The sequence below is a fragment of the Streptomyces doebereineriae genome (assembly GCF_031845645.1).
Lineage (GTDB): Bacteria > Actinomycetota > Actinomycetes > Streptomycetales > Streptomycetaceae > Streptomyces > Streptomyces canus.
This window is the reverse complement of record NZ_JAVREZ010000021.1, coordinates 1-26,733: the sequence shown is the minus strand read 5'-3', so window position 1 is coordinate 26,733 and position 26,733 is coordinate 1. Positions and strand designations below refer to the sequence as shown.

Below are 26,733 nucleotides of genomic sequence, written 5' to 3'. Positions count from 1 at the left end.
CTCAACGAGGAGAGCACGTGCCACAGGACACCTACGACTACGACGTCATCGTCGTCGGATCAGGCTTCGGCGGCAGCGTCACCGCCCTTCGCCTCACCGAGAAGGGCTACCGCGTAGGTGTCCTGGAAGCCGGCCGCCGTTTCACCCGCGAGACGCTCCCCAGGAACTCCTGGGACCTGAAGAACTACCTCTGGGCGCCGAAACTCGGCATGTTCGGCATCCAGCGCATCCACCTCCTGGGCAACGTCATGGTCCTCGCGGGGGCCGGCGTCGGTGGCGGCTCCCTCAACTACGCCAACACCCTCTACGTCCCCCCGAAGCCCTTCTTCGAGGACCCCCAGTGGCGTGACATCACGGACTGGCAGGAGGAGTTGAAGCCGTACTACGACCAGGCCCGCCGCATGCTCGGCGTACGGCTCAACCCGACGATGACCCCCTCCGACGTCCACCTCAAGGCGGCCGCCGAGCGGATGGGCGTCGGCGACACCTTCCACATGGCTCCGGTCGGCGTGTTCTTCGGGGACGGCGAGGACGCGGACGGTGCCTCCAAGGCCGACCCCGGTGAGCAGGTGGACGACCCCTACTTCGGCGGCGCCGGCCCCGCCCGCAAGGCCTGCACCGAGTGCGGCGAGTGCATGACCGGCTGCCGGCACGGCGCCAAGAACACCCTGAACGAGAACTACCTCCACCTCGCCGAGAAGGCGGGCGCGGTCGTGCACCCCCTCACCTCCGTCGTGTCGGTCACCGACGACTCCCAGGGCGGCTACGCGGTCGCGACCCTCCCCACCGACGCGCGCCGCAAGGCGAAGGGCCGCACCTTCAAGGCCCGCCAGGTCGTCATCGCCGCCGGCACCTACGGCACCCAGACCCTCCTGCACCGCATGAAGGCGGGCCGCCAACTGCCGTACATCTCGGACCGGTTGGGCGAGCTCACCCGCACCAACTCCGAGGCCCTGGTCGGCGCCCAGACCGACAACCGCCGCTACCGCAGGGCGACCGGCGTGCCGAAGGTCGACTTCACCCAGGGCGTCGCCATCACCTCGTCCATCCACCCGGACGAGAACACCCACATCGAGCCGGTCCGCTACGGCAAGGGCTCCAACTCGATGGGCGGCCTGTCGATCCTCCAGGTGCCGTACGCCGAGGGCTCGTCGAGGGCCATGGCCTGGCTGGCGAACGCCGCGAAGCACCCGCTTCTCGTACTGCGCTCCCTCTCCAACCGCCGCTGGTCGGAGAAGACCATCATCGGCCTGGTCATGCAGTCACTGGACAACTCCCTGACGACGTACCTCAAACCGGACGGCGTCGGCAAGGGCCTGCTCACCGCCCGACAGGGCCACGGCGCCCCCAACCCCAAGCAGATCAGGGCCGCTTCCGAAGCCGCTTCCGCGATCGCCGCCGACATCAACGGCTTCGCCGGCTCCAACGTCGGCGAGCTGATGGGCGCCCCGCTCACCGCCCACTTCCTCGGCGGCTGCCCCATCGGCTCCTCCCGCGACACCGGCGTCATCGACCCGTACCACCGGCTCTACGGGCACCCCGGGATCTCGGTCGTGGACGGCTCCGCGGTCTCCGCCAACCTCGGCGTGAACCCCTCGCTGACGATCACCGCGCAGGCGGAGCGGGCGATGTCGTACTGGCCCAACAACGGCGAGCAGGACCCGCGTCCGGCACAGGGCGAGGCGTACGAGCGTCTGAACCCCGTCGAGCCCAAGTCACCGGCCGTCCCGGCGGAGGCTTTCGGCGCGCTGAAGCTGCCGTTCCTGGGGATGCCGGCGGTGCCGAAGAAGTCGTAGAGCCCGAAAACGCCAAAGAGAAGGACCTGCACCCCCCTCCGAGCACAGGTCCTTCTCTTTTTCTTGCGGTCAAGCTGTGTCTACGGCCTTTACGGCCCTACGACTCAGGCGTGGGCGCCGGTCGCACCCTTGCGCCGCTTCACCGCGAAGACCACACCGGTACCGGCGACGACGGCGAAGCCGCCGACGAGGCCGAGGACCGGCAGGGCCGAGCTGGAACCGGTCTCGGCGAGCTGACCGTCCACGTCGACGTTGTTGACGTCGGAGATGGGGTTCTTGCCGCCGGTCTGCGGCTTGGCGTCGTTCGGCTTGCCGGGGTTGGAGCCCGCCGGCAGGACCTCGAAGAAGTAGACGCCGGCGTTCTCGTCGCTGGAGACCCAGCAGCCCTTCTCGTCGGAGTACTCGGCGAGACCGATGGCGATGCCGATCGCGCTCGGGACCTCGCGGTCGACCTTCACCCGCAGCTGGTAGCTCAGGGAGTCACCGCCGTCGAGGGCGAAGGCGTTGAACGAGCCGCCCTCGCCGAACTCCGTGGCCACGTCGACCCAGGCGCCGCCCTGCTTCACCTGCAAGGTGACCAGGTCGCTGTAGTCCGTCTCGAAGTCCCAGTCGACCGCCCCGACGCCGACGATGGGCTGAATGTCCTTGATCGTGTCGTCGCCGGAGTTGCTGACGTTGAACTTGAAGTTCGTCCAGCCGCTGCCTGCCACGATGCTCTCGGGCAGGCCGGTCAGCGAGCTGTGCAGCGCGTCGCTGTCGTTGAGGACCGGGGCGCCGTCCTCGTCGACCTCGCACTCGTCGACGGGCTCGTCGCTCGCGCTCGGCGAGGGGCTGGTGCTGGCCGAGCCGGACGGGCTCGTGGACGGACTGGTGCTCGCGGTGGCCGAGCCGGAGGCGGTCGTGGTGGGGGTGCCGCTGGCGGGCGTGCTCGCCGGGGCCTCCGGGGTCGTCGCCGGGTCCGTCGGGGTGCTCTCGGGGGCCGTCGTGGTGGTGTCGGCGGGCGTGCTCTCCGTCGTGGTCGGAGCGGGGGACTCGGACTCGTCCGCGAACGCGGTCGGCGCGGCGAACAGGGCCAGCGGTGCTATCGCGGCAGTCGCGGCCGCGGCGGCCAGTGCACGGCGAAGCTTCATGAAGACCTCGGAAGTCAGGTGTGCCGCGGTTCGCGCAGCACGCGTCAGGGAGAGGCCTCCGCGTGTGGGGCGCGGGTGGGGCCCGTGGTTCGTGAGGTTTGATCCGCGACACCTGTGAATGGTTGTGCGGGCATTCACAGAAAACTTATGTGGGCTGAGTCACACATGGGTTCTCCTTGTGAAAGGGCTTTCCCAGGCTCTAGAACTGACCGACGTGTCAGAAGACCCCAAGATCCCCGACGACGTCTGGGAACGGTTCGCCCGTGACTCGGAGCGGGACATCCGAGACTCCGCCCCCAAGGAACCGTCCGCGCGGGCCCGTGAGGTGACGGAGCGACTGCGGCGACAGGAAGCGCGCGGCGAACTGCCGGAGGGCTGGCGTACCGGACCTGCCTGGCAGCAGAGGAAGAGCCGGCGTGGTCTGTGGGGCGTCCTCGGTGTCGCCGTCGCGGTCGTGGTGGCCGTCGTGGCGGTGAAGCCCTCGCTGGTGCCGGGCGATCCCTTCGGCAGGGGAACCTCCTCCGAGGCCGCGTCCTCCCCGCTGCCCGAGGAGACGGCGGCGCCGACCGCCGCGCCCTCCGCCGAGGCCCCCGAGATCCCCACCCTGGACGACCCGTTCGCCGGCTCGCCCGCCAAGCGCTGGGCCGACGGCGCCGCCGGGATCGCCGTACCGGAGGCGAAGGCCGTCGGCGGCCTGTCCAAGGCGAAGGCCGAGCAGGCCCTGGAGCTGACCAGGAAGCTCCTGGTCGAGTCCAACCTCGACCCGGGCACCCTGCGCGGCGAACGCCCGACGGCGGCGCTCGACGTCCTGGACCCGGTGCAGAAGGACGTCCGTGGGCTCATGGAGACCGCTCTGAGCAAGCCGGACAAGAAACACGACCCGCTGTGGATGTTCAGCCGCTTCGACCCCAAGCAGGTCCGGCTGGTCGGCGACGTCGTCAAGACGCGCGGCCGGATGACGTTCAAGGCCGGTGATCACGCCTCGGTCGCCGTGCACGCCGACTACACCTTCGTCTATCCGGTCGTCCAGACCAACGGTTCCACGGAGGTCACCCGCACGATCATCCGCCGGGTCCTCGACGTCGAGATCTCCGACCCGGCCAAGTACCAGGTGACCCCGGGCAAGCTCACGGTCGTGAACTGGGACCAGGACATCAACAACTCTGCCTGCGATGTCTACGACGGCTATCTGCACCCGGACTTCGCGTCGTCCGAGCCGACCGGGCCGGCCCCCTCGGGGCCGACGAAGGACCCGTACGACCGCAGCCAACCCCTCGGCCCGAACCGCGACAAAGGCTGCGGAACGGTGTCCCGAGTCTGAGTCCACCCAGGCGAAGGGCCCCACGGGACGGAGCCGTGGGGCCCTTCTTTCGTCAGCACCGACGTCAGGGCTGCGTCGGTGCCTGGGAGCGGCGCCGGGGGGTTGCGCCGCTTGCTCTCCGTGCTGGTGTGCACTGCGACCTTGCCGCCTGCCGTGTCCTCCGGTCGGCGCCCCGGCGCACAAGGGGCGCACGAATGGTCTGGACCTCTGGCAGTACGTGGACGCAATGCGAATGCAGTTGTCTGCGGAGGGACTTGGGGGCTTTCTAGGCATCGTGCTGGATGGACGCGGCCTCCGCAACCGTTTGACCCAGCCTTGTGCCGGTACTTGTCCCGCCGGTCGGCCCCGGGCGTCCCCGGAGCCGGCCGTTCTCTTGGTGAACCGGGCTGCTGTCCCCTGCCGTCCGGTCACTTCCTGGAGCGAGGTCCCACGACGTACGGCAAGATCCGTATGTCTCATCGCTCCAGCGAGCCACGCGTGGTTCTGGCGGGCCCGCCCCTGGCTGGCACGGACACCACCTCCAACGAAGCGCCTCGGGGCGCGGTCACGCGCCGTACGGGTGAGACCGGGCCCGAACTCAGATGCGACCCCTGCACAGTTCGAGCAGCGTCATGGCGAGGGAGGTGCCCGGCTTTCCGAGCGCCTCCCGGTAGCGGCTGAGGATCTCCATCTCGCGGGCGAGGTGGACCCGTCGGCCGCCGGAGGCGATACGGGTCTGCTGGACGACGGACGAGACGGCCATCCGTTCCTGGATCAGACCGATGATCCGGTCGTCGAGCGAGTCGATGCGCTCACGCGCGTCCGCGATGGTCACTTCCGGTGTGGTGGTCACGTGGGGCTCCTGGGTGGGCTGGGTGCCCCGGAGCGGCAAGGTCCGGAAAACACCAGGCGCCCCGGACCTTGTCGGCCCGGGGCGCCTGGGAAGTCGCTTGTCAGTTGCTCAAGCAGCACGACCATGGCAGCCGGCGGGCCGGGTGCCATAGGTAAACAGGAAGGTCGTCTGCGGGAGCATGGAACCAGTATGCCGCGCCCTCCGGGAGGGTCCAAGCCGGTTCGCATCCTGAGACGGAGCTCGGCCCCGGTCCGGCCCCGCGACTCCCGGTAGACTCGGCCCCACACACACCTCGCTCACCGCCGGAAGGCAACCCGTGTCATCAGCGAACCCCGCCGCCGCCCCCGACACCGTCCTGGTCGTCGACTTCGGTGCGCAGTACGCCCAGCTCATCGCCCGTCGTGTCCGCGAGGCCCGGGTCTACAGCGAGATCGTGCCGAGCACCATGCCGGTCGCGGAGATGCTCGCCAAGAACCCGGCGGCGATCATCCTCTCCGGCGGCCCCTCGTCGGTGTACGCGGAGGGTGCCCCGCGCCTGGACCGCGAGCTGTTCGAGGCAGGCGTCCCGCTCTTCGGAATGTGCTACGGCTTCCAGCTGATGGCCACCGCCCTCGGCGGCACCGTCGACAACACCGGCGCCCGCGAGTACGGCCGTACGCCGCTGCACGTCTCGAAGTCCGGCTCCACCCTCTTCGAGGGCACCCCGGACGAGCAGTCGGTGTGGATGTCCCACGGCGACGCCTGCTCCGCCGCCCCCGAGGGCTTCACCGTGACCGCGTCCACGGACGTCGTCCCGGTCGCCGCCTTCGAGAACGACGAGAAGAAGCTTTACGGCGTCCAGTACCACCCCGAGGTCATGCACTCCACGCACGGCCAGCAGGTCCTTGAGCACTTCCTGTACCGGGGCGCGGGCCTGAAGCCGGACTGGACCACCGGCAATGTCATCGAGGAGCAGGTCGCCGCGATCCGTGAGCAGGTCGGCGACAAGCGCGCGATCTGCGGTCTGTCCGGCGGTGTGGACTCCGCGGTGGCCGCGGCCCTGGTCGCACGCGCCATCGGCGACCAGCTGACCTGTGTGTACGTCGACCACGGTCTGATGCGCAAGGGCGAGACCGAGCAGGTCGAGAAGGACTTCGTGGCCGCGACCGGCGTGAAGCTGGTCGTCGTCGACGCGGAGGAGCGCTTCCTGACCGCGCTCAAGGGGGTCTCCGACCCCGAGGAGAAGCGGAAGATCATCGGCCGGGAGTTCATCCGGGTCTTCGAGCAGGCCCAGGCCGAGATCATCGCGGACGAGGGTCCGGCGGTGGAGTTCCTCGTCCAGGGCACGCTCTACCCGGACGTGGTCGAGTCCGGAGGCGGCACCGGCACCGCCAACATCAAGTCCCACCACAACGTGGGCGGACTCCCCGAGGACCTCGAGTTCCAGCTCGTCGAGCCGCTGCGCAAGCTGTTCAAGGACGAGGTGCGGATGGTCGGCCAGGAGCTCGGGCTCCCCGACGAGATCGTCCAGCGCCAGCCGTTCCCGGGTCCCGGCCTCGGCATCCGGATCGTCGGCGAGGTCACCAAGGAGCGCCTGGACCTGCTGCGCGACGCCGACGCCATCGCCCGCGAGGAGCTGACCGCGGCCGGCCTCGACCGCGACATCTGGCAGTGCCCGGTGGTCCTGCTCGCCGACGTCCGCTCGGTCGGCGTCCAGGGCGACGGCCGGACCTACGGCCACCCGATCGTCCTTCGCCCGGTGTCGAGCGAGGACGCCATGACCGCCGACTGGTCGAGGCTGCCGTACGACGTCCTCGCGAAGATCTCGACGCGGATCACCAACGAGGTGGCCGACGTCAACCGCGTGGTGCTCGACGTGACGTCGAAGCCGCCGGGGACGATCGAGTGGGAGTAAGCCCTAGGTGCGCTTGATCGTGCGCAAGGGCTGACCGGGCTTCCAGACCTGGAGGACCAGGTACTTCTCGTCCTCGACGGAGGTCCGCACGACCTCCGTCAGCTCGGTGCGGAAGAGGTGGAACGGCTCCGGCGGTTTCACCTCTTCGCCGTATGCGGCCTTGGTCCCGGAGTCGGTGACCTCTCTCGCGTGACCGCTGATCCGGACGTCCCCGCCGCCCATGCTCTGGCCCTCGCCGGGGTTCGCCTGGAGACAGAAGCGGGGGTCGCGGTGCAGGTCCCGCGCTTTCAGCGAGTCCGGCATCATGCCGAGCCAGAGTTCGCCGTGCAGGAAGCGGACCTCCAGCCCTGTGGTGCGGGGGGATCCGTCCTTGCGGAGAGTGGCGAGGACATGGTGGGTGAACGCACCGAAGCGTTCCTCGACGGCCTTGGCCAGATCGGGTTCCGCGGAAGTGAAAGCAGCCCAGTTCATACCGGTCAGTGTTCCGCCGATACCCGACATCTGCTGTCAGGTATCCGCTGTGTGCGCCATCTTTACAAACCACCCCTGTTCTCTTGCGCTGACCGACGGTAACTTCCGCCCCGTAAAGCAACCCAGTGCTGGAGGAGCACATGCACGAGACGCCCCTCGGGCCCACTCCGCCGATGCCGCTGCCCACCGACAAGCTGCAGTTCGCGATGCCGCCGATGCACGACTCCGTCGAGGAGGAACGCCGGCACCGCAAAGAGCGGCTCGCCGGCGCGCTGCGGATCTTCGGCCGGCTCGGCTTCGAGGACGGCGTCTCCGGGCACATCACCGCACGCGACCCGGAGTTCACCGACTGCTTCTGGGTCAACCCGTTCGGCATGCCGTTCAAGCACGTCACCGTGAGCGACCTCGTGCTCGCCAACTCCGACGGGCAGGTCCTCGACGGCCGCTACCACGTCAACCAGGCGGCCTTCACCGTGCACTCCCAGGTGCACGCCGCCCGCCCCGACGTCGTCGCCGTCGCCCACTGCCACTCCGTGCACGGGCGCGCGCTGTCCACGCTCGGCGAGCTCCTGGACCCCATCACCCAGGAGAGCTGCGCCTTCTACGAGGACCACGCGCTGTACGAGGCCTACACCGGGGTCGCCGTCGACGCCGACGAGGGCCGCCGGATCGCCGCCGCGCTCGGGTCCCGGAAGGCGCTGGTGCTGCGCAACCACGGGCTGCTGACCGTCGGGGACTCGGTGGACGCGGCGGCCTGGTGGTTCCTGTCGATGGAACGGTCCAGCCAGGTGCAGCTGCTGGCCGGGGCGGCGGGACGGCCGGTGCTCATCGACCACCGGGCGGCAGTGGCGACCCGGGAGCAACTGGGCGGAGATCTGGTGGCGTGGATCAACTACCAGCCGATGTGGCAGGACATCAGTCGCAGCGAGCCGGACCTGCTGAGCTAGAAGCCGCGCAGCACCGCCGCCTTCGTCATCGCGAACTCCTCGTCCGTGAGCACCCCGTCCCGGTGCAGCTCACCCAACTCCCGCAGTCTGCGCAGGAGTACGTCGTGATGGTCGGCGGGCGGGGGAACGGCGGCCGCGGCGAGCCGGGGACGAGGGCCGCGTTCCTCGTCGTACGCGAGGCCGCCGCGGGTGGACGGGTGCGGCAGCCGGGCCGTGACCGCCGTCGCGACGAGGGCGGTGAGCAGATCGCGGCGGGTGCTGCCCCACAGGTCGAGGGCGTACGGATCCTTCTCCGGCGGCAGTTTCGAGAAGGACGTCTCACGGGTCACGAACCGCATGAAACCGTCCTCGTAACCGGAGTTGGGCAGCCACTCGACCTGGACGAGGTCCCCCACGCCGATGATCCGCGGACCGGTCGCGCGCTTGACGCGGTCGGAGGTGTCGGCCCAGTCGATGCGGACCCGGGTGCCGTCGAAGGAGACCGTGCCGTCGGAGGACCGCACCGAGACCGGGACCGGTGGGCCGGGCAGCAGATACGTCTTCGTCGGTTCCTTGGGGATCTGGTCGAGGAGGAGGGCGCGGCGGATCTCCTCGGCCACGTACTCGGCGACCCCGGCGCGGTCGACGTCCACGATCAGCCGATAGGGATCCGCCGGGTCCGGCAGGCGTCCGCCGGTCGCGTGCAGAAGCGGATCCGCGCCCTCACGCAGCCGCATCCGCAACCGTCCGCGCTTGCGTTCCGGCTCGAACGCCACCCCCGAAATGGCCTCCAGGGGCACGGCGACCTCGCCGTACGTCTGCCGGAACAGCGGCACGGAGCGGTGGAGTCCCGGCGTGATCCTGACCGTTGTGCCGTCGAAGGCCCAGGTCCCGTCACGCTGGATGATCTCGGCCATACGGAAATTCTCGCAGCCGGGTCAACACGGCGGGCCCCCCTTCACCCCCGCTGACCAGACCTGCCGGACGGGGATGGTGTGCCGTAGGGCACAATTCGCTGTCGCCGGGGAGTTGTCCGGGGTTCTTCGTGAGGGTTTGTGGATCGTGCGGTCGGTCCGGCCGCGAGGTCATGTGGGGTCAGAGGGTCACGAGGGTCGTGGGAAGGCAGGCGTCGGACGTGGCGGTGCAGGAAGCGAGACACGGCGCGGACGGGGGCGAGCCCTGGGGTGCGCACGAGGGCGGCTGCACCTGCGGGGACTGTCCGCACGGGGCACGGGCCGGACACCGGCGCGCGGTAGCCGAATTCCTCGTGATGCGGGACGGCTTCGCGGCCGGGCAGGGGCTGCCCGCGGCCGTGGCGCACTCCGCGTCGGCCTCCCGGCAGTGGGTCTCGGAGGAACTGACCCAGTCCGCGGAGGCCGTGGCCGAACGGGGTCGGGCGGAGGGGGCCGCCTGGCTCGCGCGGCTGTGGCGGCGTACCGCGTATGCGGTGTGGGCCGCCGTCGTGGTGCTGCTCCTCGTCCAGGCGCTGACGGCCATCGGGGCGGGGTGGACCTCGGCGCGTACGGCCGGGCTGGTCGCGGCGCTCGTGGTGGCGGGGTCGCTGACCGCGGCGTCCTGGTTCCACCGGGCCCGGGGCGGGGTGCTCGCGCCGGTCATCGGTGAGGACAACCGGCTGTCCACCTCGCGGGCCGTCGCGGTGGCGTGGGTGCTGTTCGTCGCCTATGCGGTGCTGGTGCTGGTGGGACGGCTGGCCGCGGCCTCCGACGGCCGTGAGCGGGATGCGCTGCTCTCCGGGCTCGAACTGGCCCGGGGCGCGGGTGTCGTGACCGTGCTGGCCGTGGTCTGTGGGATCGCCGTGCTGGTGCGGCGGGTCGTCGGACTGCGGGTGCTCGGACAGCGGCTGCAGAAGGTACGGGCCGATCGGCCCCGCGCCGCCGACCTGTTGACGGACGACTCCGGGCGGGGGACCTTCGCCGACATTCAGTACGTCGTGATCGGCGCGGTCGCTCTGCTGTTCGCGGGTGTACGGCTGGCCCGGCGGCCGGATCAGTTGCCGGATCTGCCGTGGGGGCTGGCGGTGGTGGTGCTGGTGTCCGCGGCCACCTATGTGGCGGGGAAGTACGCGGAGGGCGGGCGGCCGGTGATCCTGTCCGTGGTGCGGTCGCGGGAGGCCGGGGACCTGGACGGACCGATCCGTACCGGCGACGACATCGAGATCCGGGGCGCCGGGTTCGTGCCGCCGGGGGCGCAGCGGGCCGATCGGCTGTCCCGGATGGTGGTACGGATCGGGCCGGTGAACGTGCATGTGCCGCTGGTGCCGGTGGCCGGCGGCTTCAGCAACCCCACGGACGAGGTGCTGACCGTGCCGGTGCCGGCGGATGTGGAGCCGGGACGGGTGGAGGTGCAGGTGGTGACGGCCGCGGGGGCGGAGACGAATCGGTACGCGATCGATGTGACGGACTGAGCGGCGGGGTTCGCGTCGTCCGGGGCGCGGAGAAACTCGGCATCGCATTGAGCACCTCGGCTCCTTCGTGCGTATCGTCTGGTGAGGGGTCTCGGCATGCTGGTGAGAGGCGGCTCGGAGCGATGACTCACAGTTTTCGTACGGACACGCACGCCCCCTACTACGGCGAAGAACGGTCCTGGCGGGACAGCATCAGCCAGTACGCCCTGGTGCCACTGCGCATTTTCCTCGGTGTCACCTTCATCTACGCGGGCCTGGACAAGCTGACCGACAGCGCCTTCATGAAGAGCTCCGGCTCGGGCTCCGTCGGCGACTTGATGCGCAGTGTCCGGGACTCCTCGGCCATCCCCGCCCTGGTCGATCTGTCCCTGAAGAACCCCGTCGGCTTCGGCTATGCCATCGCCTTCGGTGAGCTCGCCGTCGGTATCGGCACCCTGCTCGGCATCCTCGCCCGCCTGGCCGCTCTGGGCGGTGCGCTGATCTCGCTCAGCCTGTGGCTGACCGTGAGCTGGGCCTCCGACCCCTACTACTACGGCAACGACCTCGCCTACCTGATGGCCTGGCTGCCCCTCGTCCTCGCGGGCGCCTCCGTGTTCTCCGTGGACGCCGCCTTGCGGTCCCGACGACGGCAGCGGGCGGGAGGCTACCGGTAGCTCCGGTCGGCGGAGCTACCGGTGGCGGGGGATCAGCCGTCCCCTCGTGATCAGTGGGGTACGGGCGGCTGAGGCGCCTGGCCGACCTCCGGTGGAGTGTTCGTACGGCGGCTGTCGCGTCGGTTGCGGATGGCCCGGGTCAGCAGGCCCACCACGCCTGCCAGACACAGGCCGCCCACGACCATGGGGATCACCGCGAACCACGGGGTGTCCCAGGCGTCGCCCGCGTCACCGGCGTACGTGATGCCCGCGACGGTCACGAAGAACCCGGCGACCAGCTTTCCCGGTCGGAACTCATGACGCAGCACGGCTCACCTCCGCCTGGCCGATGCCGACCCGCAGATCGAGGTCGAGGGTGGCGCTGTTCTTGGCGCCCGAGACCGGTTTCAGGGTGACCTCCTTGCGCTTGCCCGGTGCCACGTCCACGTCCTCCTGGCCGTCGCCCGGCAACTGGATGTCGCCCACGCCCACGTCGATGACCGCCTGCACGGTCACGTCGGCCGGCACGATCACCACCAGCCGGCCCACTCCGACGTCGGCCTGGGTCGTCACTGTCCGGCCCTTCGTGAAATCGACGTGGGACAGGTCCAGGGTGCCCACGCCGGTGCCGAGTTCGTACTCCGGACGGATGTCCTGCACGGCTGCCGGTGTCCAGTTCGTGCGGACCCAGTGGGTGGTGATGTCCTTCGGGAGAGCGGCTGCGGTGGCGAGCAGGCCCGCCGTGACGATCGCCAGGAAGATCGAGCCCGCTCCTGTGCGGCCCAGGAACGAGCTGATCGCTATGCCCAGGCCCAGGACGATCAGTGCGCAGGACAGACCGGTCTGCAGGCTGGTGCCCAGGGCGTGGTGCTCCCAGGTCGCTCCGGTGCCGATGCCGCCCGCCAGCAGGGCGAGAAGGAAGACCCAGCCGCCGATCCAGCGGGGGCCGCGCGGCTTCGGCCCGCGGGTGTGGGCCGCGCGGATGTCCTCACGTCGGCTCCAGGGGGCGCCCAGGCCGATGTTGACGGCCGCCGCGATGTCGCGGTCGCGGGAGTCCTTCGGGCCCCACAGATAGCCCGTGCCGCCGACGTGTGTGCCGTCCTTGACGATGGGGTCGCGCCACCAGGACGGGTAGCCGGCGGGCACCGGGGGGGCCTGGGCCTCCGGCGGGGCGTCCGCTACGGCCTGCGCTGAGAGCGGGTCGGGGTCGGGGGTGCCGCGGTGGCGCGACCAGTACCCGGCGCCCGCGAGGAGCAGGGAGAGGACCACGGCGAAGGTCAGCACGCCGGTGTTGCTCAGCATGGTGAGGAACACCCCGCAGCCGACCAGGGCGAACAGCACGCCGGTCAGTGCCTGGCCGTCCACCCGGCCGGTGAGCAGCTTGCGCACCTCGTTCTCTTCCTCGTCGGCGTAGGGGACGAGGAGCCAGGCGAAGCCGTAGAAGATGAGGCCGATGCCGCCCGTCGCCGACAGCACGGTGAGCGTGATCCGGAAGATCACCGGATCCATGTCGCACTGCCGCCCCAGCCCGGCGCACACTCCGGCGAGCAACTTGTGCCGTCGGTCCCGCCGGAAGCGGAGGGGGGCGGGGGGCGCGTCCTCGGCGGTGACCGTGTCCTGGGCGGTGGTGGGCGGGGTAGGGGCGTCCGTCCTTGTCCGGCCCCCGAGGGTCTCGGTGTGCGCGTCGGCCGGTGTGCCTCCTTCTTTGTCCTTCCGCATGCCCGCGCCGGGGCCGGTGCCCGGGTCCGGACCGCCGCCGGATCCGGCGCCCGCGGCGTGCTGGTGATCTGTCATGTGTCCATGGTGACGGTCGTGGGGGCGTGGCGGGAGTCGGAACGACCCTGGCCGGACCCTGATATCGGCCCTGAGACCGGGGGAGGGAAGCGTTCGGGCGGCACGCCGATCGAAGATCAGGGGAGTCTCGGGGGGCAACCCTGATGCCCCCGCACCCCGGCCGTGTGACCATCGATGGCATGCCGGAAGCCGCCACAGCGCCACTCGTCGAACCGCGGCCGCCGCGCAAGCTCTACCGCAGCAGTGACGGACGCTGGCTGGGTGGTGTGGCGCGGGGGCTCGCCGGGCATCTCGGGCTGCCCGTGATCTGGGTGCGGCTCGTCTTCGTGGGCCTCTTCATGGCGGACGGGCTCGGTGCGTTGCTGTATGCCGCGTTCTGGTTCTTCGTGCCGCTCGGCGTGGGCGGGGTCGGCGGCCAGCGGCCCCCGTCCCTGGTGTCCACCGAGACCTCGCCCGACGGCCGCCGCAGACTCGTCGCCCGCCGCCCCGACAAGGGCCAGATCGTGGCCCTGCTCCTCATGGTCGTCGTGGCCATGGTCTTCGTCGGCAATGTCAATGTGGGCAATGGTGCCAAGGCCTACCTCTGGCCGATCGTCCTCGTCGGCGCGGGGGTGGCCCTCGTCTGGCGCCAGGCGGACAACGCCCGCCGGGCCCGCTGGATGGAGGTGGGCCGCCGTCGGCGCACCCTGACACTGCTGCGTGCCGCGGGCGGTGTCCTCCTCGTCACCGCCGGTGTCTCCGGGGTCTTCGTCCTGCAGGGCTCCGCCGCCCACCTCGGCTCCGTCCTGCAGGCGGCCCTCGCGGTCCTCGTGGGGATAACGCTCCTCGCGGGGCCGTATCTCGTCCGCATGACCCAGGACCTCTCCGAGGAGCGCCTGATGCGCATCCGCGCCCAGGAGCGCGCGGAGGTCGCCGCCCATGTGCACGACTCGGTGCTGCACACGCTGACCCTGATCCAGCGCAACGCGGAGAACGCGAACGAGGTGCGCCGCCTCGCCCGCGCCCAGGAGCGCGACCTGCGCACCTGGCTGTACAAACCCGAGGGCACCGGCAAGGACGAGGCCGACGAACCCACCGACCTCGCCGACGCCGTGCGGCGCAACGCCGCCGAGGTCGAGGACAAGCACGGCGTCCCCATAGAGGTCGTGGTCGTCGGTGACTGCCCGCTCGACGAGAGAACCGGCGCGCAGATGCAGGCCGCGCGCGAGGCGATGGTCAATGCCGCCAAGTACGGTGGCGAGGGCGGCGCCGTACAGGTCTACGCCGAAGTCGAGGGCCGGACGGTCTTCGTGTCCGTCCGGGACCGGGGCCCCGGCTTCGACCTCGACTCGATACCCGCCGACCGGATGGGTGTCAGAGAATCGATCATCGGCCGCATGGAGCGCCATGGCGGCACGGCCCGGCTGCGTGCGGTGCCGGGCGGCGGCACGGAGGTCGAGCTGGAGATGGAGAGGGCGGAGAAGACGTCATGAGTGACCCCACCGAGGCGAACAACCCCGTAGAGCCGACGCCGGCCGACGGCGCGGGGGAGCGGCACGTGCGCGTGGTCCTCGTCGACGACCACCGCATGTTCCGTACGGGCGTCCAGGCCGAGATCGGCCGGACCGAGGAGACCGGCGTCGAGGTGGTCGGCGAGGCCGCGGACGTCGACCAGGCCGTCACCGTCATCACCGCGACCCGCCCCGAGGTCGTCCTCCTGGACGTCCACCTCCCGGGCGGCGGCGGGGTCGAAGTGCTGCGCCGCTGTGCCCCGTTGATGGCCGACGCCGACCAGCCCGTCCGCTTCCTCGCCCTGTCCGTCTCGGACGCGGCAGAGGACGTGATCGGAGTGATCCGGGGCGGTGCGCGCGGCTATGTGACGAAGACGATCACCGGCACGGACCTCGTCGACTCCGTCTTCCGCGTCCAGGAGGGCGACGCCGTCTTCTCGCCGCGCCTGGCCGGGTTCGTCCTGGACGCCTTCGCCTCCACCGACGCCCCGCCGGTCGACGAGGACATGGACCGCCTCACCCAGCGCGAGCGGGAGGTGCTGAGGCTCATCGCACGCGGTTACGCCTACAAGGAGATCGCCAAGCAGCTGTTCATCTCGGTGAAGACGGTCGAGTCCCATGTCTCGGCGGTGCTGCGGAAACTGCAGCTGTCGAACCGGCACGAGCTGACGCGATGGGCGACGGCACGGCGGCTGGTCTGACGGTCACACCACCCGCGTCGCCCCCGCGAACGGCATCTGGTCGATCGGGGCCTCCCGTACCGGTGCCGACGGGTTCGGGGCGTGGATCATGCGACCGTTGCCGATGTAGAGGCCGACGTGGGTGATGCCGGAGTAGAAGAACACCAGGTCGCCCGGGAGGAGTTCGGAGCGGGAGACGCGCTGGCCGGCACCGATCTGGGCGTAGGTCGTGCGGGGCAGGGAGAGGCCCGCGGAGCGGTACGCGGCCTGGATGAGGCCCGAGCAGTCGAAGGCGTCCGGTCCGGTGGCGCCCCACACATAGGGGCTGCCCAGTTTGGAGTAGGCGTAGGAAACGGCCGCCGCGGCACGGGAGTTCGGGGCTTGCTCGGTGGCCGCGCCGAGGGCCGTCAGTTCCTCGCGCGCGTCCGTCGTGGCCCGGGAGGCGCGATCCCCGCCTGCTTGCGACCCCGCCCGTTCCTCGGCCGGCAGCTGGGACATCAGCCGGCGGGCCGCGCCCAGTTTGCCGGTGATCGTCTTCTTGTGGCGCTTCAGCTCCGCCTGACGTGACCTCAGCGAGGCCAGCTCGATGTGCGCGGCCCCGCGCAACTGCTCGATCTCCCGCAGCTGCCGGCGGACGTTCGCCACGGAGGTGGCCTGGCGGGTACCGGCCCGTTCGACGAACTCCGCGCTGTCCAGGTACCGGTCGGGGTCGTCGGTGAAGGCGAGCTGCATCGCGGGGTCGAGGCCGCCGCCGCGATACTGCGCCGCGGCGATCGTACCCAGCGCGTCCCGCGCCTCGTTGAGCTGCTCCGTCCTGCGGGCCGCCTCGTCCCGCAGAGTGCCCAGCCGGGTCTCGGCCGCCTCCGCCTTCTCCTTCGCGCCGTTGTACTTCTCGGTGGCGGCCTCGGCCTCCTGGTACAGCTGATCGACCTTCGCCTTGACCTGCGTCGGTGTGAGCTGCGGCTCGGCGTGTCCGGTCCCGTCGAAGCCCGTCGCCGTCGCCGCCCCCGCGAGGGCGATCGTCGCTGCCGTACGGACCGTGTGGCCGCCGACCGAGCTCCTACGGGACTTGCGATGCGCTGCCACGTGGACTTGCACGTCCTTTCCTCGACCGCCCGGCCGTCCCGGGCTTCACGGACATACGGACGCCAGGGGGAGCGGCCGTACGACCGCCCGGGGCGGTGTGCGCGTCCGGCGACGGCCCGCACAGGGGGAGCCGGCCGCCGCCGGACCTTCTCGGCGGTGGTGGCCGACTGCCGCCCCTGGCCCGGGCGGCGGTGGGGAGCCGGTCACCTGGTGGAGGACGCTAAACCTGACCGTGACGGGGAGGTAACGCGTTGTGCGGAACTGCCGCCAGGGGACCGCCGGGTGACCGAAGGTGACCGTGATCGCGGGCCGGCTCCGTCGACTTCGCGCGGTGCGCTGACCGAAGTGGGGGTTTCGGGACCCATGGCGGGTGTCGAGTGCTATGGGCCGCATATATGCAAGTTCTCTCAAGGGGTCGGTGCGGGTGCTCCTAACGGCCCGGAATAAGCTCCGGCCTCATGGACGTACTCATCCATCTCTTCGTCGGCCTGCACATCATCGGCATCGCCGCGCTGCTCGGCGGCTTCCTCACGCAGATGAAGGCGATGGGCCGCGGCACCGCCCGGTTCGTCCCCGCGATGCTGCACGGTGCCGCGACGATGCTGGTCACCGGGGTGATCCTGGTCGGCCTCAACCAGGCCGACGACCAGCACGTCAACAACATCAAGATCGGCGTGAAGCTCGCCCTGCTGATCGTGATCCTCGGCCTCGTCTATGTGAAGCGGGACGACGAGAAAGTGGACAAGAGCCTGTTCGGCCTGGTCGGCGCGCTGACCACGGCCAACATCTTCATCGCGGTGCTGTGGACCTGACGGCGGCACGGGCGGAGCCGACCGCACCCGCGGCGACGGCCGACCAGGCCGCCACCGAGATCCACATCAGCACCTCACCCGGAGTCTCGAGCCACGGGACATCCAAGGTGGCGGAGACCGACAGGGTCGCCACCGTGGTCATGCCCATGGGGAACACGGTGGCCCAACGGCGCACGTCGTAGCGGGGGCGCGGGCGTAGGAACTCGGCCACCAGCAGGACGGCGTACCAGGCCAGGTCGAGCACCAGCAGGGCGACGGTCACCGCCCGCAGGACGCCGTGGTCGTCGTCGTTCCACAGGTACAGGCGCGCGCTGTGGGCGGCGATCAGCTGCGACCCGGCGAGCGCCGAGATGGCGAGCGCGCCGCCCGCGATCCACTGGTCGCCCGGTCCCTCCAGCACCTGGCGCAGGTCGAAGTGGAAGAGCGCGAGGCCGTAGAGGACCAGGCCGAGCCAGAACAGTACGAGCGCCGCGTGCGCGAGCCATGCCGCCGACTCGGCCGCGGCCAGCGTGGCGCCGAGGACCGCGAGGCCCTGGGTGGCCACACAACCGAGGAACACCCCGCCGGGCATCCGCCGCTTCCCGTGCCCGACGACGCGCACGATCAGCACCGGCCACAGCACCGCGGACAGCGCCAGCAGCGCCTCGGCGAGAGTCTGACGCCCGAGCGCGGAGAAACGGGTGCCGAGGACGGTGGTCGCCGCCACGGCCGTCAGAGCGCCCGCTGTCCCGGCGTCCGCGAACCATCGCGCGCGCTCCCGCAGCAGTCGTACGGCGACATCGGCGGCCAGCCCCAGCCAGGCCGCACAACCGATCACCAGGGCGATCCGGGACAGCGTCTCGTGGCCGGCCAGATCCAGCCCGACCGACACGATGCCGGTCGCCATCACGGCGGCCCCGGCCGCGGGCGGGCGCTGCGTCCACCAGACGCGCAGGGGGGAGTGCGGGGAGGTACCGGACATGTGCCGATGCTAGGAAGCTCCGCCTGCCGTGCCGGCGGGACGCGCACGCGCGCGTGCGGAAAGAGCGGAAATACGCCCGCGCGCTGGTGACCGGCGGTGCCTCAGGCCGGGCGCACCACGCTGTGGATCGCCGACTCGCCGTCGTAGTAGATCGACTCCTCGCGGACGTACGCGCCCGGCTTGGGGGCGTGGATCATCATGCCGTTGCCGATGTAGAGGCCGACGTGGCTGATGTCGTCGTAGAAGAAGACCAGGTCACCGGGCTGGGCGTCGGCGAGGGAGATCGTGGTGCCGGCGTTGACCTGGTCGTAGGTGACGCGGGGGAGGTCGACGCCTGCGGCCTTCCAGGCGGCCTGGGTGAGGCCTGAGCAGTCGTAGGAGTCGGGCCCGGTGGCACCCCAGACGTACGGCTTGCCGATCTGCGCGCGGACGAAGGCGAGGGCCTTGGCGGCCTTGGTGGCGTACGAGGAGTCGGTCGCCGGCGACGTGCTCTCCTGCGGGGTGGTGGCCTCCTGCGCGGCCTTCTCCGCGGCCGCCTGTTGCTGCGCCAGCTCCGCCGCCTTGCGGGCCGCCGCCTCCTGCTTCTGCTTCTCGATCGCCGCGAGGCGCGCCTTTTCCTGGGCCGTCAGCTCCGACAGCATCTCGCGCGCGTCGGTGAGCTTCTTCTGGACGGTCGCCTTGGCCGTCTTCAGGTCGCTCTGCGTCTCGGTGAGTGTCTGAAGGCTCTGGGAGGCCTCCTGACGCTTCTTCATCGTCGCGGACTGCTCGGAGACGTAGTCGTCGACCGCGCCCTTCTGGCGGTTCGTCAGACGCCCCATCAACTGCGTCTGGTCGAAGTAGTCCTGCGGAGTGTCGGCGAGCAGGAAGGTCGCCGTGCCGGAGGCCCCGGCACCGGTGCGGTACTGGGCGGCGGCGAAGGAACCGAGCTCCTCCCGCGCCTCGTTGAGCTTCTCGGTGCGCTGCGCGACGTCGTCGAGGAGCGTGTCGACCTGCTTGCGCTGAGTGGCCGTCTTCTCCTTGGCCGCGTTGTAGTTGTCGGTCGCCGACTCGGCCTGGCGGTAGAGGTCGTCGACCTTCTTCTCCACCTCTTCGAGACTCGGCCTGTCATCGGCCGGCGCGGCGTTCGCCGACTGGGACAGCAGGGCCACGGAGGTGAGGGCGGCCGTCGCGAGGGCCGGGGTCCGTATGCCTGCTACGCGCGTACCGACGGGACGCGACTTGCGGTGCGACGCCAAGGGAGGCGACTCCTTCCGTGCTCCGCCTGCCGAGTTAGCGATGGGGGTCCCCCAGGCCGTTCAGGCCCTGGGGGAGGGTTCGGGCGAGATGCTTCGGAAGGTTTGCCCTACGGCGCTCCCTGCGCGGGAGTCGGCCGATTCACCCCAGGTATCGGTGGGTCCCCGGCTCCGGGCGCGCGGCGGCGCTGCGGACTCGGCGGAGGCCGTGCGGCCCGGCGACGTTCGCCGGTGGGGGTCGTACGGCCTGCCCGAACGGTAGCCAACGGGTGTGGCCCCTGTGAAGGTTGTTGTTCGATATGCCCGATACATTTTCGTGACCTTGGCCTCGGGTGTCGCTCCGCATGGTCAATCCGGAGTGATCTGCCATGACTTGGGCGTATTTTTGCCGGAGTGACGGCGTCCGCCCGCTTCGTGGGTCTAGCTTCCAGCCAGCCGCGGTGGGGTGCCGCGGCCGGTTGGAGGGGTACCTGGACCGGCAAGATCCTCGGCTGGAAGTCCGGCTTCGGCTCGATCACGGGCCTCGCCTTCGGCGACGACGGCGAGATGTACGTCAGCCAGCTCCTCGCCGGCGTCGTGACCAAGGTCTCGCACGGCAAGCGCACGAACGTGAAGGTGCCGTTCCCGGCGGGCGTCGCCGTCGACCCGTACGACGGCAAGGTGTACGTCTCGGCCTGGTCGATCGCGGACCGTGACGGGACGGTTCTGGAGGGCGGGAAGACGCCCGGCGGCCAGGTCTGGAAGATCATCGGGTTCTGATCCGAGTGGATGTTCTCGGGGCGGCGGCGGTGTGTCAGTGGGGCACCCTAGACTCGGAGAGCGATGAGCAGCCTCTTTGACGACAGCTTCCTGGCGGACCTCCAGGCCCCTCGGGCCCATGGGGAAGAACCGCCGCCGCCCGAGGACGAGCACGTACCGGAACCCGTTCCGGACGATCTGTTCGGTGGGAAGTTCGACGCGCCCCCGGAGCGGGACGCGTACTACCGCGACGGCGCCCCCCGCCCGGTGGTGGACCCGGCCGCGCTCCTGGACGGGCTGAACGAGAACCAGCGCGCGGCCGTGGTGCACTCCGGCACCCCGCTGCTGATCGTGGCCGGCGCCGGCTCAGGCAAGACCCGGGTGCTCACCCACCGCATCGCCCATCTCCTCGGCGAGCGACACGTCCACCCGGGCCAGATCCTCGCGATCACCTTCACCAACAAGGCCGCGGGCGAGATGAAGGAGCGCGTCGAGCAGCTCGTGGGCCCGCGCGCGAACGCGATGTGGGTGATGACCTTCCACAGCGCGTGCGTGCGGATCCTGCGGAGGGAGTCGAAGAAGCTCGGGTTCACCTCCTCCTTCTCGATCTACGACGCCGCCGACTCCAAGCGGCTCATGGCCCTGGTCTGCCGCGACCTGGACCTCGACCCCAAGCGGTTCCCGCCGAAGTCCTTCAGCGCCAAGATCAGCAACCTGAAGAACGAGCTGATCGACGAGGAGGACTTCGCCGCCCAGGCCACCGACGGCTTCGAGAAGACCCTCGCCCAGGCCTACGCCATGTACCAGTCGCGGCTGCGCGAGGCGAACGCCCTCGACTTCGACGACCTGATCATGACCACGGTCAACCTGCTCCGGGCGTTCCCCGATGTCGCCGAGCACTACCGCCGCCGCTTCCGGCACGTCCTCGTCGACGAGTACCAGGACACCAACCACGCGCAGTACGCGCTCGTGCGCGAGCTGGTCGGTACCGGCGAGTACCCCGTCGACGTACCGCCGGGCGAGGACGACCTGCCGCCCGCCGAGCTCTGCGTCGTGGGCGACGCCGACCAGTCGATCTACGCCTTCCGCGGCGCGACCATCCGCAACATCCTCCAGTTCGAGGAGGACTACCCGGACGCGACGACGATCCTCCTGGAGCAGAACTACCGCTCCACCCAGACGATCCTCACCGCCGCCAACGCCGTCATCGAGCGCAACGAGTCCCGCCGCCCCAAGAACCTGTGGACCAACGCGGGCGCGGGCGCGCGTATCACCGGCTATGTCGCCGACACCGAGCACGACGAGGCGCAGTTCGTCGCCGACGAGATAGACCGTCTCACCGACGCGGGTGACGCGAAGGCCGGTGACGTGGCCGTCTTCTACCGTACGAACGCCCAGTCCCGTGTCTTCGAAGAGGTCTTCATCCGCGTCGGCCTGCCCTACAAGGTCGTCGGCGGCGTCCGCTTCTACGAGCGCAAGGAGGTCCGGGACGTGCTGGCCTACCTGCGCGTCCTCGCCAACCCGGAGGACTCCGTGCCGCTGCGCCGGATCCTCAATGTCCCCAAACGCGGCATCGGCGACCGCGCCGAGGCGATGATCGACGCCCTGTCCCAGCGCGAGAAGATCAGCTTCCCGCAAGCCCTCAAGCGTGTCGACGAGGCGTACGGCATGGCCGCGCGCTCCACCAACGCCGTGAAGCGGTTCAACGTGCTGATGGAGGAGCTCCGGACCATCGTCGAGTCCGGCGCGGGCCCGGCGACCGTCCTGGAGGCGGTCCTCGAACGCACCGGCTATCTCGCCGAGTTGCAGGCCTCCACCGACCCCCAGGACGAGACCCGCATCGAGAACCTCCAGGAACTCGCCGCCGTGGCCCTGGAGTTCGAGCAGGAGTCCGGAGCGGCCGGGGAGCCCGCGGAGGGTGAGGCGCCGGCCCCGGTCGGGCTCGCGGCGTTCCTCGAGCGGGTCGCCCTGGTCGCCGACTCCGACCAGATCCCCGACGAGGACGAGGACGGCTCCGGCGTCATCACCCTGATGACCCTGCACACCGCCAAGGGCCTGGAGTTCCCGGTCGTCTTCCTCACCGGCATGGAGGACGGCGTCTTTCCGCACATGCGCGCTCTCGGCCAGACCAAGGAGCTGGAGGAGGAGCGCCGGCTGGCCTACGTCGGCATCACGCGAGCGCGTGAGCGGCTGTATCTGACCCGGTCCGTCCTGCGCAGCGCGTGGGGACAGCCGTCGTACAACCCGCCCTCCCGCTTCCTGGAGGAGATCCCGGCGCAACACGTGGACTGGAAGCGCACGGGTGCCGCCGCCGCTCCCGCGGGACCGGTGTCGGGGGTCGCCGCCTCGCTGTCGTCCTCACGTTCCCGCTCCTCGGCGTCGGGCGCGTCCGGCTTCGCGACGCGCAGGACCTCGGAGAAGCCGGTGGTGGCGCTTGCCGTCGGCGACCGTGTCACCCACGACCAGTTCGGGCTCGGCACGGTGGTCGGGGTGAAGGGCACGGGGGCGAACGCCGAGGCGACGATCGACTTCGGGGAAGCGAAGCCGAAGCGGTTGCTGCTGCGGTACGCGCCGGTCGAGAAGCTGTAACCGCGGGGGCTGGGCCCGAGGTTCTACGTCGGGTCCAGCCCGTGGCTGCGCAGCCACGGCAGCGGGTCTATGGCCGAACCGGCCGCCGGGTGCACCTCGAAGTGCAGGTGGGGGCCGGTCGAGTTGCCGGAGTTGCCGGAGTACGCGATCGGGTCGCCGGCCTTGACCGTCGTACCGGAGGCGACGCGGTAGCTGGAGAGGTGGCAGTACCACGTCTCGGTGCCGTCCTTCGCCGTCACGACCATCATGTTGCCGTACGCGCTGTTCCACTGCGTCCGGACGGTGCCGTCGGTCGCGGCCATCACCGTCGTGCCGTACGACACCGGGAAGTCGATGCCGGTGTGGACGGACATCCAGTTGATGCCGGCCTGGCCGAAGTAGGCACTGAGGCCCCGCTGTGCGACCGGAAGCGCGAACTTCGGACGCAGCCGCTCCTTGCGGGCCGCCTCCTCCGCCGCCTTCTTCTTCTCGGCCACCTGCTGGGCCTTGAGATCGATGCGTTCCTGCGTGCGGCTGGCCCGGTCGGCGAAGTCGTCGGCACCGGCCGAGAGGCTCCGCAGCTGGGTGTCCAGCTTGTTGTTCGCGACGGCCGGCTTGACGGCGGTCGGGTCCGCCAGGGTCGTCGAGGTCTCCTTGCCGTCGCCGGTCAGCGTGCCGACCGAGGCGGCGGCGATCCCGGCGACACCCATGACACACGCCGAGGGGACGGCGATGGTCAGCAGCGCGGAGCGCTTGGCGGGCATACGGCGGCGGGAGCGGTTGGCGTTGCGCGCGGCCACGCGGGAGCCCTGGGCGGGGATCGGCGCCGGACCGGCCTCCTCCTGGTCGTCGAGGAGCGGGGCGTCGGCGTCGTGGACGGCGGGCATCTCGCCGGTGGCGGTCGACTCGCCTTCGTGCGGGGCGTGTTCGGCGTAGGTGCCGCCGTGCGGATTCGCCTCGCCGTACGCGTGGTTCTCGTCGTACGCGTGATTCTCGTCGTAGGTGTGGGTCTCGCCGTACCCGACCTGCTCGAACGTGGCCGTCGCCTGCGGGTCGGCCGCCGTGCCGTCGGAGTTCCACTGCGTGGCGTCGTACGCCCCGGTGTCGAAGGCCTGCGTGCCCCATTCCCAGTGCTGGGTCTGGTCGTCCGGGCCCGCGGACTGGTCCGGCTGGCTCCAGTTGCTCGCGTCCCACTGTCCGCTGTGGTCGGTGCTGCCCGACTGCGGAGGGATCACGGAGAGCAGCTGGTGGTCCGTGCCGCCCCACTGCGTGGCGTCGTACGCGCCGGTGTCGTAGGCGGCGTGGTGCTGGGCCGCGTACATGTCGTAGTTCAGGGTCTGGTGACCGCCCGTGGTCCACGTCGAGGCGTCGTGCGAACCGGTGCCGTCGCCCGGCATGTTGCCGAAGAGCGGGTCGGTCTCAAAGGTGCCGGTGGCATGCGCGTCGGCGGTGCCTGTGGCGTCGAAACCAGTGGCGTCATAGGCGCCGTACGTGGTGAAGTCGCCGTACTGGGCTTCCTGGGTGCCGTACGACGCGTAGTGCGACGAGTCGGCATCGGAAGCCGGAGTCGGGGTGGTCATGGTCCCCGACGGGTGACGGTCGTTCACCAACTTCTCTTTCGCCTCGACAACAGGGGCTGCCAGAGCAGTGCGGCGACTGTACCCGGCGGTATGCGGGCGCGACAATCTTCAACTGGTTTCGGGCGCGCAGGAAACGGGCATTCGGCCGTGATTCGGGGGACTGTGGGCGTGACCTTGGCTTTGTGTTCGAAGGTTGTTCGATGCCGGTTGGCGGTCCGGCGGCTGTCGAGGAGCTGTTGGCGGCCTGTGTCCGGTGGTCGATACGACCGTTACGCCACGGTCAGTCCCCCGGCCCGGCCGACCGTCTCCTCCCCGGCCCGCGCGGTGTCGAGCACCTGCCGTATGCCGGTCGCGACGGCGGGGTGCACGGGCAGGGCGAGATGTCCGATCCCGCTCACCCTGACGTTCTGCGCCATCAGGTCCGCATGGTCGATGCAGGCGGTCTCCAGCGGGTCCATCAGGTGGTCGAGGTCGCTCCAGAAACTGACGAAGTGCGTACGGCAGCCCGGGGCCGGACGGGTGAGCTCCTCGAGCAACTCCGAGCCGGGGCGCATCTGGCGCACGATCGGGTGCGCGTTCGCCAGCGGCACCACCCGGGTGCCGGAATGCGGGGTGCCGAGCGTCACCAGCGTGCGGACCCGGGCGTCGCCGCCGAGGCGCTGCACGTAGTACCGCGCGATCAGGCCGCCGAGGCTGTGCCCGACGATGTCGACCCGCTCGCTGCCCGTGCGCTCGCAGATCCCCTCTATGTGCCGGCCGAGCAGCTCCGCGGCGGCACGGATGTCGCAGGTCAGCGGGGAGTAGTTGAGCGACTCGATCTGCTGCCTGCCGTGCTGGACGAGGCTGCGGCGCAGGAGCACGAAGACCGAGCGGTTGTCGATGAAGCCGTGCAGCAGCACGACCGGGGGCTTCGCCTCCGTCGGCAGCTGTGCCGCGCCGTCCTCGGGTGAGGGGAGCGGAGGGAGGGGGGAGCGGCGCTCCTGGGTGATGCCGGAGGGATAGAGCAGGAGATGTCCCGCGAGGATCGCCAACTCGAGCGCGGTCGCCTTCAGAAGGGCCAGGGAGAGTCCCGCCAGCCTGCCGGGAAGCAGACGCTGGCAGAGCGGGAGAAACGGCAGCGCCGCCTTGGTGACCTTCATGGCCGACCTCCTGTCGGCACACGGGAGGACAGCTCCGTCCCCCGTGTGCGCTCATGGGAAGTCGCGGCGGAGGTCGTCGTCGACGCGGCGCGAGTGGGGCGCGGGGGGTGGGTGCGGCGGGCGGCGCGGGGTTCCGGGGCGCCTGCGGTTGCGGATGCTGGCGAAGCCGACGGAACGGGTGGAACCGGTAGTGCTGTTGATGTCGCTGATGTGAGTGGTGCTGGTGCTGGTGCTGCGCCGGTGACGTGACGAGCCGCCCCGTCGGTGTGGCGACGAGGCTCCCCGCTGTCGTGCCTTACCTGTCCTACGTGCCCTTCGTGCCGTCGCCGGCGCGCCGCACCACCGTGGCGCGCGGCCTGCGGCGCGGCGGTGCGGCGACCTCGTTGCGGCTCCCGAACGTGTCCCACGTGTGATTTTCCCCCTCGGTGCCCGCCGCGAAACTGCACGGTGCGTGATGGTGGCGATAACGTTCGTTCACATTCCCGGTCTGTGCGGTACTAGTCGGTAGGAATGGGCAGAGGAAACGACGCAGTCGCTTCATGGAGGCAGTGATGGGTGTGACAGCCGGCCCGATCCGCGTGGTGGTGGCCAAGCCGGGGCTCGACGGTCACGATCGCGGAGCCAAGGTGATCGCGAGGGCGCTGCGCGACGCGGGCATGGAGGTCGTCTACACCGGCCTCCATCAGACCCCCGAGCAGATCGTCGACACCGCGATCCAGGAGGACGCCGACGCGATCGGCCTCTCCATCCTCTCCGGGGCCCACAACACGTTGTTCGCCGCGGTGATCGATCTGCTCAAGGAGCGGGAGGCCGAGGACATCCTGGTGTTCGGCGGCGGGATCATCCCGGAGGCGGACATCCCTCCGCTGAAGGAGAAGGGCGTCGCCGAGATCTTCACGCCGGGGGCGACGACCCGGTCGATCGTGGACTGGGTCCGGGAGAACGTCCGGCAGCCTGCGGGGGCGTAGCCGCTGCGCTCGGCCTCGGCGGGGCAAGCGGTTCGAGGTGCGTTGTCGGGTGCGGGTGCGTTGTGGCTGGTCGCGCCGCGCGGTGGAGCCGCTGATGTCACAGCCGCGCCCCTAGGTAGTCTCAGCCGCCTGCCGCCTGCCGCCTGCCGCCTGCCGCCTGCCGCCTGCCGCCTGCCGCCTGCCGCCTGCCGCCTGCCGCCTGCCGCCTGCCGCCTGCCGCCTGCCGCCTGCCGCCTGCCGCCTGCCGCCTGCCGCCTG

23 protein-coding genes are annotated in these 26,733 nt (G+C 70.5%); 12 read left to right on the top strand and 11 right to left on the bottom strand.

Going from position 1 to position 26,733, the window contains the following annotated elements; genetic code table 11:
* Positions 1–17 precede the first annotated feature (17 nt).
* Positions 18–1,796 carry a GMC family oxidoreductase gene (locus tag RNB18_RS40940; RefSeq protein WP_311719205.1) on the top strand — a complete coding sequence of 593 codons (1,779 nt, stop codon included), beginning with the start codon at positions 18–20 and terminating at the stop codon, positions 1,794–1,796.
* A gap of 104 nt (positions 1,797–1,900) precedes the next feature.
* On the opposite strand, the gene RNB18_RS40935 is transcribed toward RNB18_RS40940, so the two are convergent.
* The gene (locus RNB18_RS40935) at positions 1,901–2,926 is read right to left on the bottom strand and encodes an LPXTG cell wall anchor domain-containing protein (RefSeq protein ID WP_311719203.1); all 1,026 of its coding nucleotides are present in this window, start codon (positions 2,924–2,926) and stop codon (positions 1,901–1,903) included.
* 178 nt (positions 2,927–3,104) lie between these two features.
* On the opposite strand from RNB18_RS40935, the gene RNB18_RS40930 reads away from it, so the two are divergent.
* A complete protein-coding gene (locus tag RNB18_RS40930) occupies positions 3,105–4,247 on the top strand; it encodes a hypothetical protein (RefSeq protein ID WP_311719202.1) in 1,143 nt (380 codons plus the stop codon).
* Between the two features lie 577 nt (positions 4,248–4,824).
* On the opposite strand, the gene RNB18_RS40925 is transcribed toward RNB18_RS40930, so the two are convergent.
* Entirely contained in the window at positions 4,825–5,079 is a 255-nt protein-coding gene (locus RNB18_RS40925; RefSeq protein ID WP_311719201.1) for a chorismate mutase, read from the bottom strand.
* Between the two features lie 316 nt (positions 5,080–5,395).
* Here RNB18_RS40925 and guaA point away from each other — a divergent pair, with 316 nt between their 5' ends.
* On the top strand, positions 5,396–6,973 hold the full coding sequence (guaA, locus tag RNB18_RS40920; protein ID WP_311719200.1) for a glutamine-hydrolyzing GMP synthase: 1,578 nt from the start codon (positions 5,396–5,398) through the stop codon (positions 6,971–6,973).
* A gap of 3 nt (positions 6,974–6,976) precedes the next feature.
* On the opposite strand, the gene RNB18_RS40915 is transcribed toward guaA, so the two are convergent.
* Entirely contained in the window at positions 6,977–7,444 is a 468-nt protein-coding gene (locus tag RNB18_RS40915; protein ID WP_311719199.1) for a pyridoxamine 5'-phosphate oxidase family protein, read from the bottom strand.
* Positions 7,445–7,584: 140 nt separating this feature from the next.
* On the opposite strand from RNB18_RS40915, the gene RNB18_RS40910 reads away from it, so the two are divergent.
* Entirely contained in the window at positions 7,585–8,391 is an 807-nt protein-coding gene (locus RNB18_RS40910; protein ID WP_311719198.1) for a class II aldolase/adducin family protein, read from the top strand.
* Here the strand turns inward: RNB18_RS40910 and RNB18_RS40905 are convergent.
* Positions 8,388–9,287, bottom strand: coding sequence for a DUF4429 domain-containing protein (locus RNB18_RS40905; protein ID WP_311719197.1), 900 nt, complete (start codon positions 9,285–9,287; stop codon positions 8,388–8,390). The genes RNB18_RS40910 and RNB18_RS40905 overlap by 4 nt on opposite strands.
* Before the next feature lie 218 nt (positions 9,288–9,505).
* On the opposite strand from RNB18_RS40905, the gene RNB18_RS40900 reads away from it, so the two are divergent.
* Entirely contained in the window at positions 9,506–10,795 is a 1,290-nt protein-coding gene (locus RNB18_RS40900; protein ID WP_311719196.1) for a hypothetical protein, read from the top strand.
* A 122-nt stretch (positions 10,796–10,917) separates the two neighbouring features.
* Positions 10,918–11,448: a DoxX family protein gene (locus RNB18_RS40895; protein WP_311719195.1), complete on the top strand. Its 531-nt coding sequence runs from the start codon at positions 10,918–10,920 to the stop codon at positions 11,446–11,448.
* 50 nt (positions 11,449–11,498) lie between these two features.
* Here the strand turns inward: RNB18_RS40895 and RNB18_RS40890 are convergent, their stop codons facing one another.
* Positions 11,499–11,756 (bottom strand): hypothetical protein, encoded by a 258-nt coding sequence (locus tag RNB18_RS40890; RefSeq protein WP_311719194.1) that lies wholly within the window; start codon positions 11,754–11,756, stop codon positions 11,499–11,501.
* Positions 11,743–13,221, bottom strand: a complete 1,479-nt coding sequence (locus RNB18_RS40885; RefSeq protein ID WP_311719193.1) for a PspC domain-containing protein — start codon at positions 13,219–13,221, stop codon at positions 11,743–11,745. The genes RNB18_RS40890 and RNB18_RS40885 overlap by 14 nt, the downstream gene beginning before the upstream one ends.
* 143 nt (positions 13,222–13,364) lie before the next feature.
* Here RNB18_RS40885 and RNB18_RS40880 point away from each other — a divergent pair, with 143 nt between their 5' ends.
* Positions 13,365–14,693: an ATP-binding protein gene (locus RNB18_RS40880; RefSeq protein WP_176742484.1), complete on the top strand. Its 1,329-nt coding sequence runs from the start codon at positions 13,365–13,367 to the stop codon at positions 14,691–14,693.
* A complete protein-coding gene (locus RNB18_RS40875) occupies positions 14,690–15,412 on the top strand; it encodes a response regulator transcription factor (RefSeq protein ID WP_311719192.1) in 723 nt (240 codons plus the stop codon). Before RNB18_RS40880 ends, RNB18_RS40875 begins: the two co-directional genes overlap by 4 nt.
* 3 nt (positions 15,413–15,415) lie before the next feature.
* Here the strand turns inward: RNB18_RS40875 and RNB18_RS40870 are convergent, their stop codons facing one another.
* Complete coding sequence (locus RNB18_RS40870; RefSeq protein WP_311719191.1) at positions 15,416–16,477, bottom strand: C40 family peptidase; 1,062 nt, start codon at positions 16,475–16,477, stop codon at positions 15,416–15,418.
* Between the two features lie 458 nt (positions 16,478–16,935).
* On the opposite strand from RNB18_RS40870, the gene RNB18_RS40865 reads away from it, so the two are divergent.
* Positions 16,936–17,289 carry a hypothetical protein gene (locus RNB18_RS40865; RefSeq protein ID WP_266521274.1) on the top strand — a complete coding sequence of 118 codons (354 nt, stop codon included), beginning with the start codon at positions 16,936–16,938 and terminating at the stop codon, positions 17,287–17,289.
* Here the strand turns inward: RNB18_RS40865 and RNB18_RS40860 are convergent.
* Both RNB18_RS40860 and RNB18_RS40855 read right to left on the bottom strand, forming a co-directional pair.
* On the bottom strand, positions 17,267–18,250 hold the full coding sequence (locus RNB18_RS40860; protein ID WP_311719190.1) for a tellurite resistance/C4-dicarboxylate transporter family protein: 984 nt from the start codon (positions 18,248–18,250) through the stop codon (positions 17,267–17,269). The two genes, RNB18_RS40865 and RNB18_RS40860, sit on opposite strands and share 23 nt — an antisense overlap.
* A 101-nt stretch (positions 18,251–18,351) precedes the next feature.
* Positions 18,352–19,485: a C40 family peptidase gene (locus RNB18_RS40855; RefSeq protein ID WP_311719189.1), complete on the bottom strand. Its 1,134-nt coding sequence runs from the start codon at positions 19,483–19,485 to the stop codon at positions 18,352–18,354.
* Between the two features lie 390 nt (positions 19,486–19,875).
* On the opposite strand from RNB18_RS40855, the gene RNB18_RS40850 reads away from it, so the two are divergent.
* Both RNB18_RS40850 and pcrA read left to right on the top strand, forming a co-directional pair.
* Entirely contained in the window at positions 19,876–20,241 is a 366-nt protein-coding gene (locus RNB18_RS40850) for a hypothetical protein (RefSeq protein WP_311719188.1), read from the top strand.
* A gap of 63 nt (positions 20,242–20,304) precedes the next feature.
* Positions 20,305–22,809 carry a DNA helicase PcrA gene (pcrA, locus tag RNB18_RS40845; RefSeq protein WP_311719187.1) on the top strand — a complete coding sequence of 835 codons (2,505 nt, stop codon included), beginning with the start codon at positions 20,305–20,307 and terminating at the stop codon, positions 22,807–22,809.
* Positions 22,810–22,832: 23 nt separating this feature from the next.
* Here pcrA and RNB18_RS40840 read toward each other — a convergent pair whose 3' ends face one another.
* Together RNB18_RS40840 and RNB18_RS40835 are read right to left on the bottom strand one after the other, a co-directional pair.
* Complete coding sequence (locus RNB18_RS40840; protein WP_311719300.1) at positions 22,833–24,368, bottom strand: M23 family metallopeptidase; 1,536 nt, start codon at positions 24,366–24,368, stop codon at positions 22,833–22,835.
* 269 nt (positions 24,369–24,637) lie between these two features.
* A complete protein-coding gene (locus tag RNB18_RS40835; protein ID WP_311719186.1) occupies positions 24,638–25,507 on the bottom strand; it encodes a lipase family alpha/beta hydrolase in 870 nt (289 codons plus the stop codon).
* Positions 25,508–26,058: 551 nt separating this feature from the next.
* Here RNB18_RS40835 and RNB18_RS40830 point away from each other — a divergent pair.
* Positions 26,059–26,475: a cobalamin B12-binding domain-containing protein gene (locus RNB18_RS40830; RefSeq protein ID WP_311719185.1), complete on the top strand. Its 417-nt coding sequence runs from the start codon at positions 26,059–26,061 to the stop codon at positions 26,473–26,475.
* The last annotated feature ends 258 nt before the right edge of the window (positions 26,476–26,733 follow it).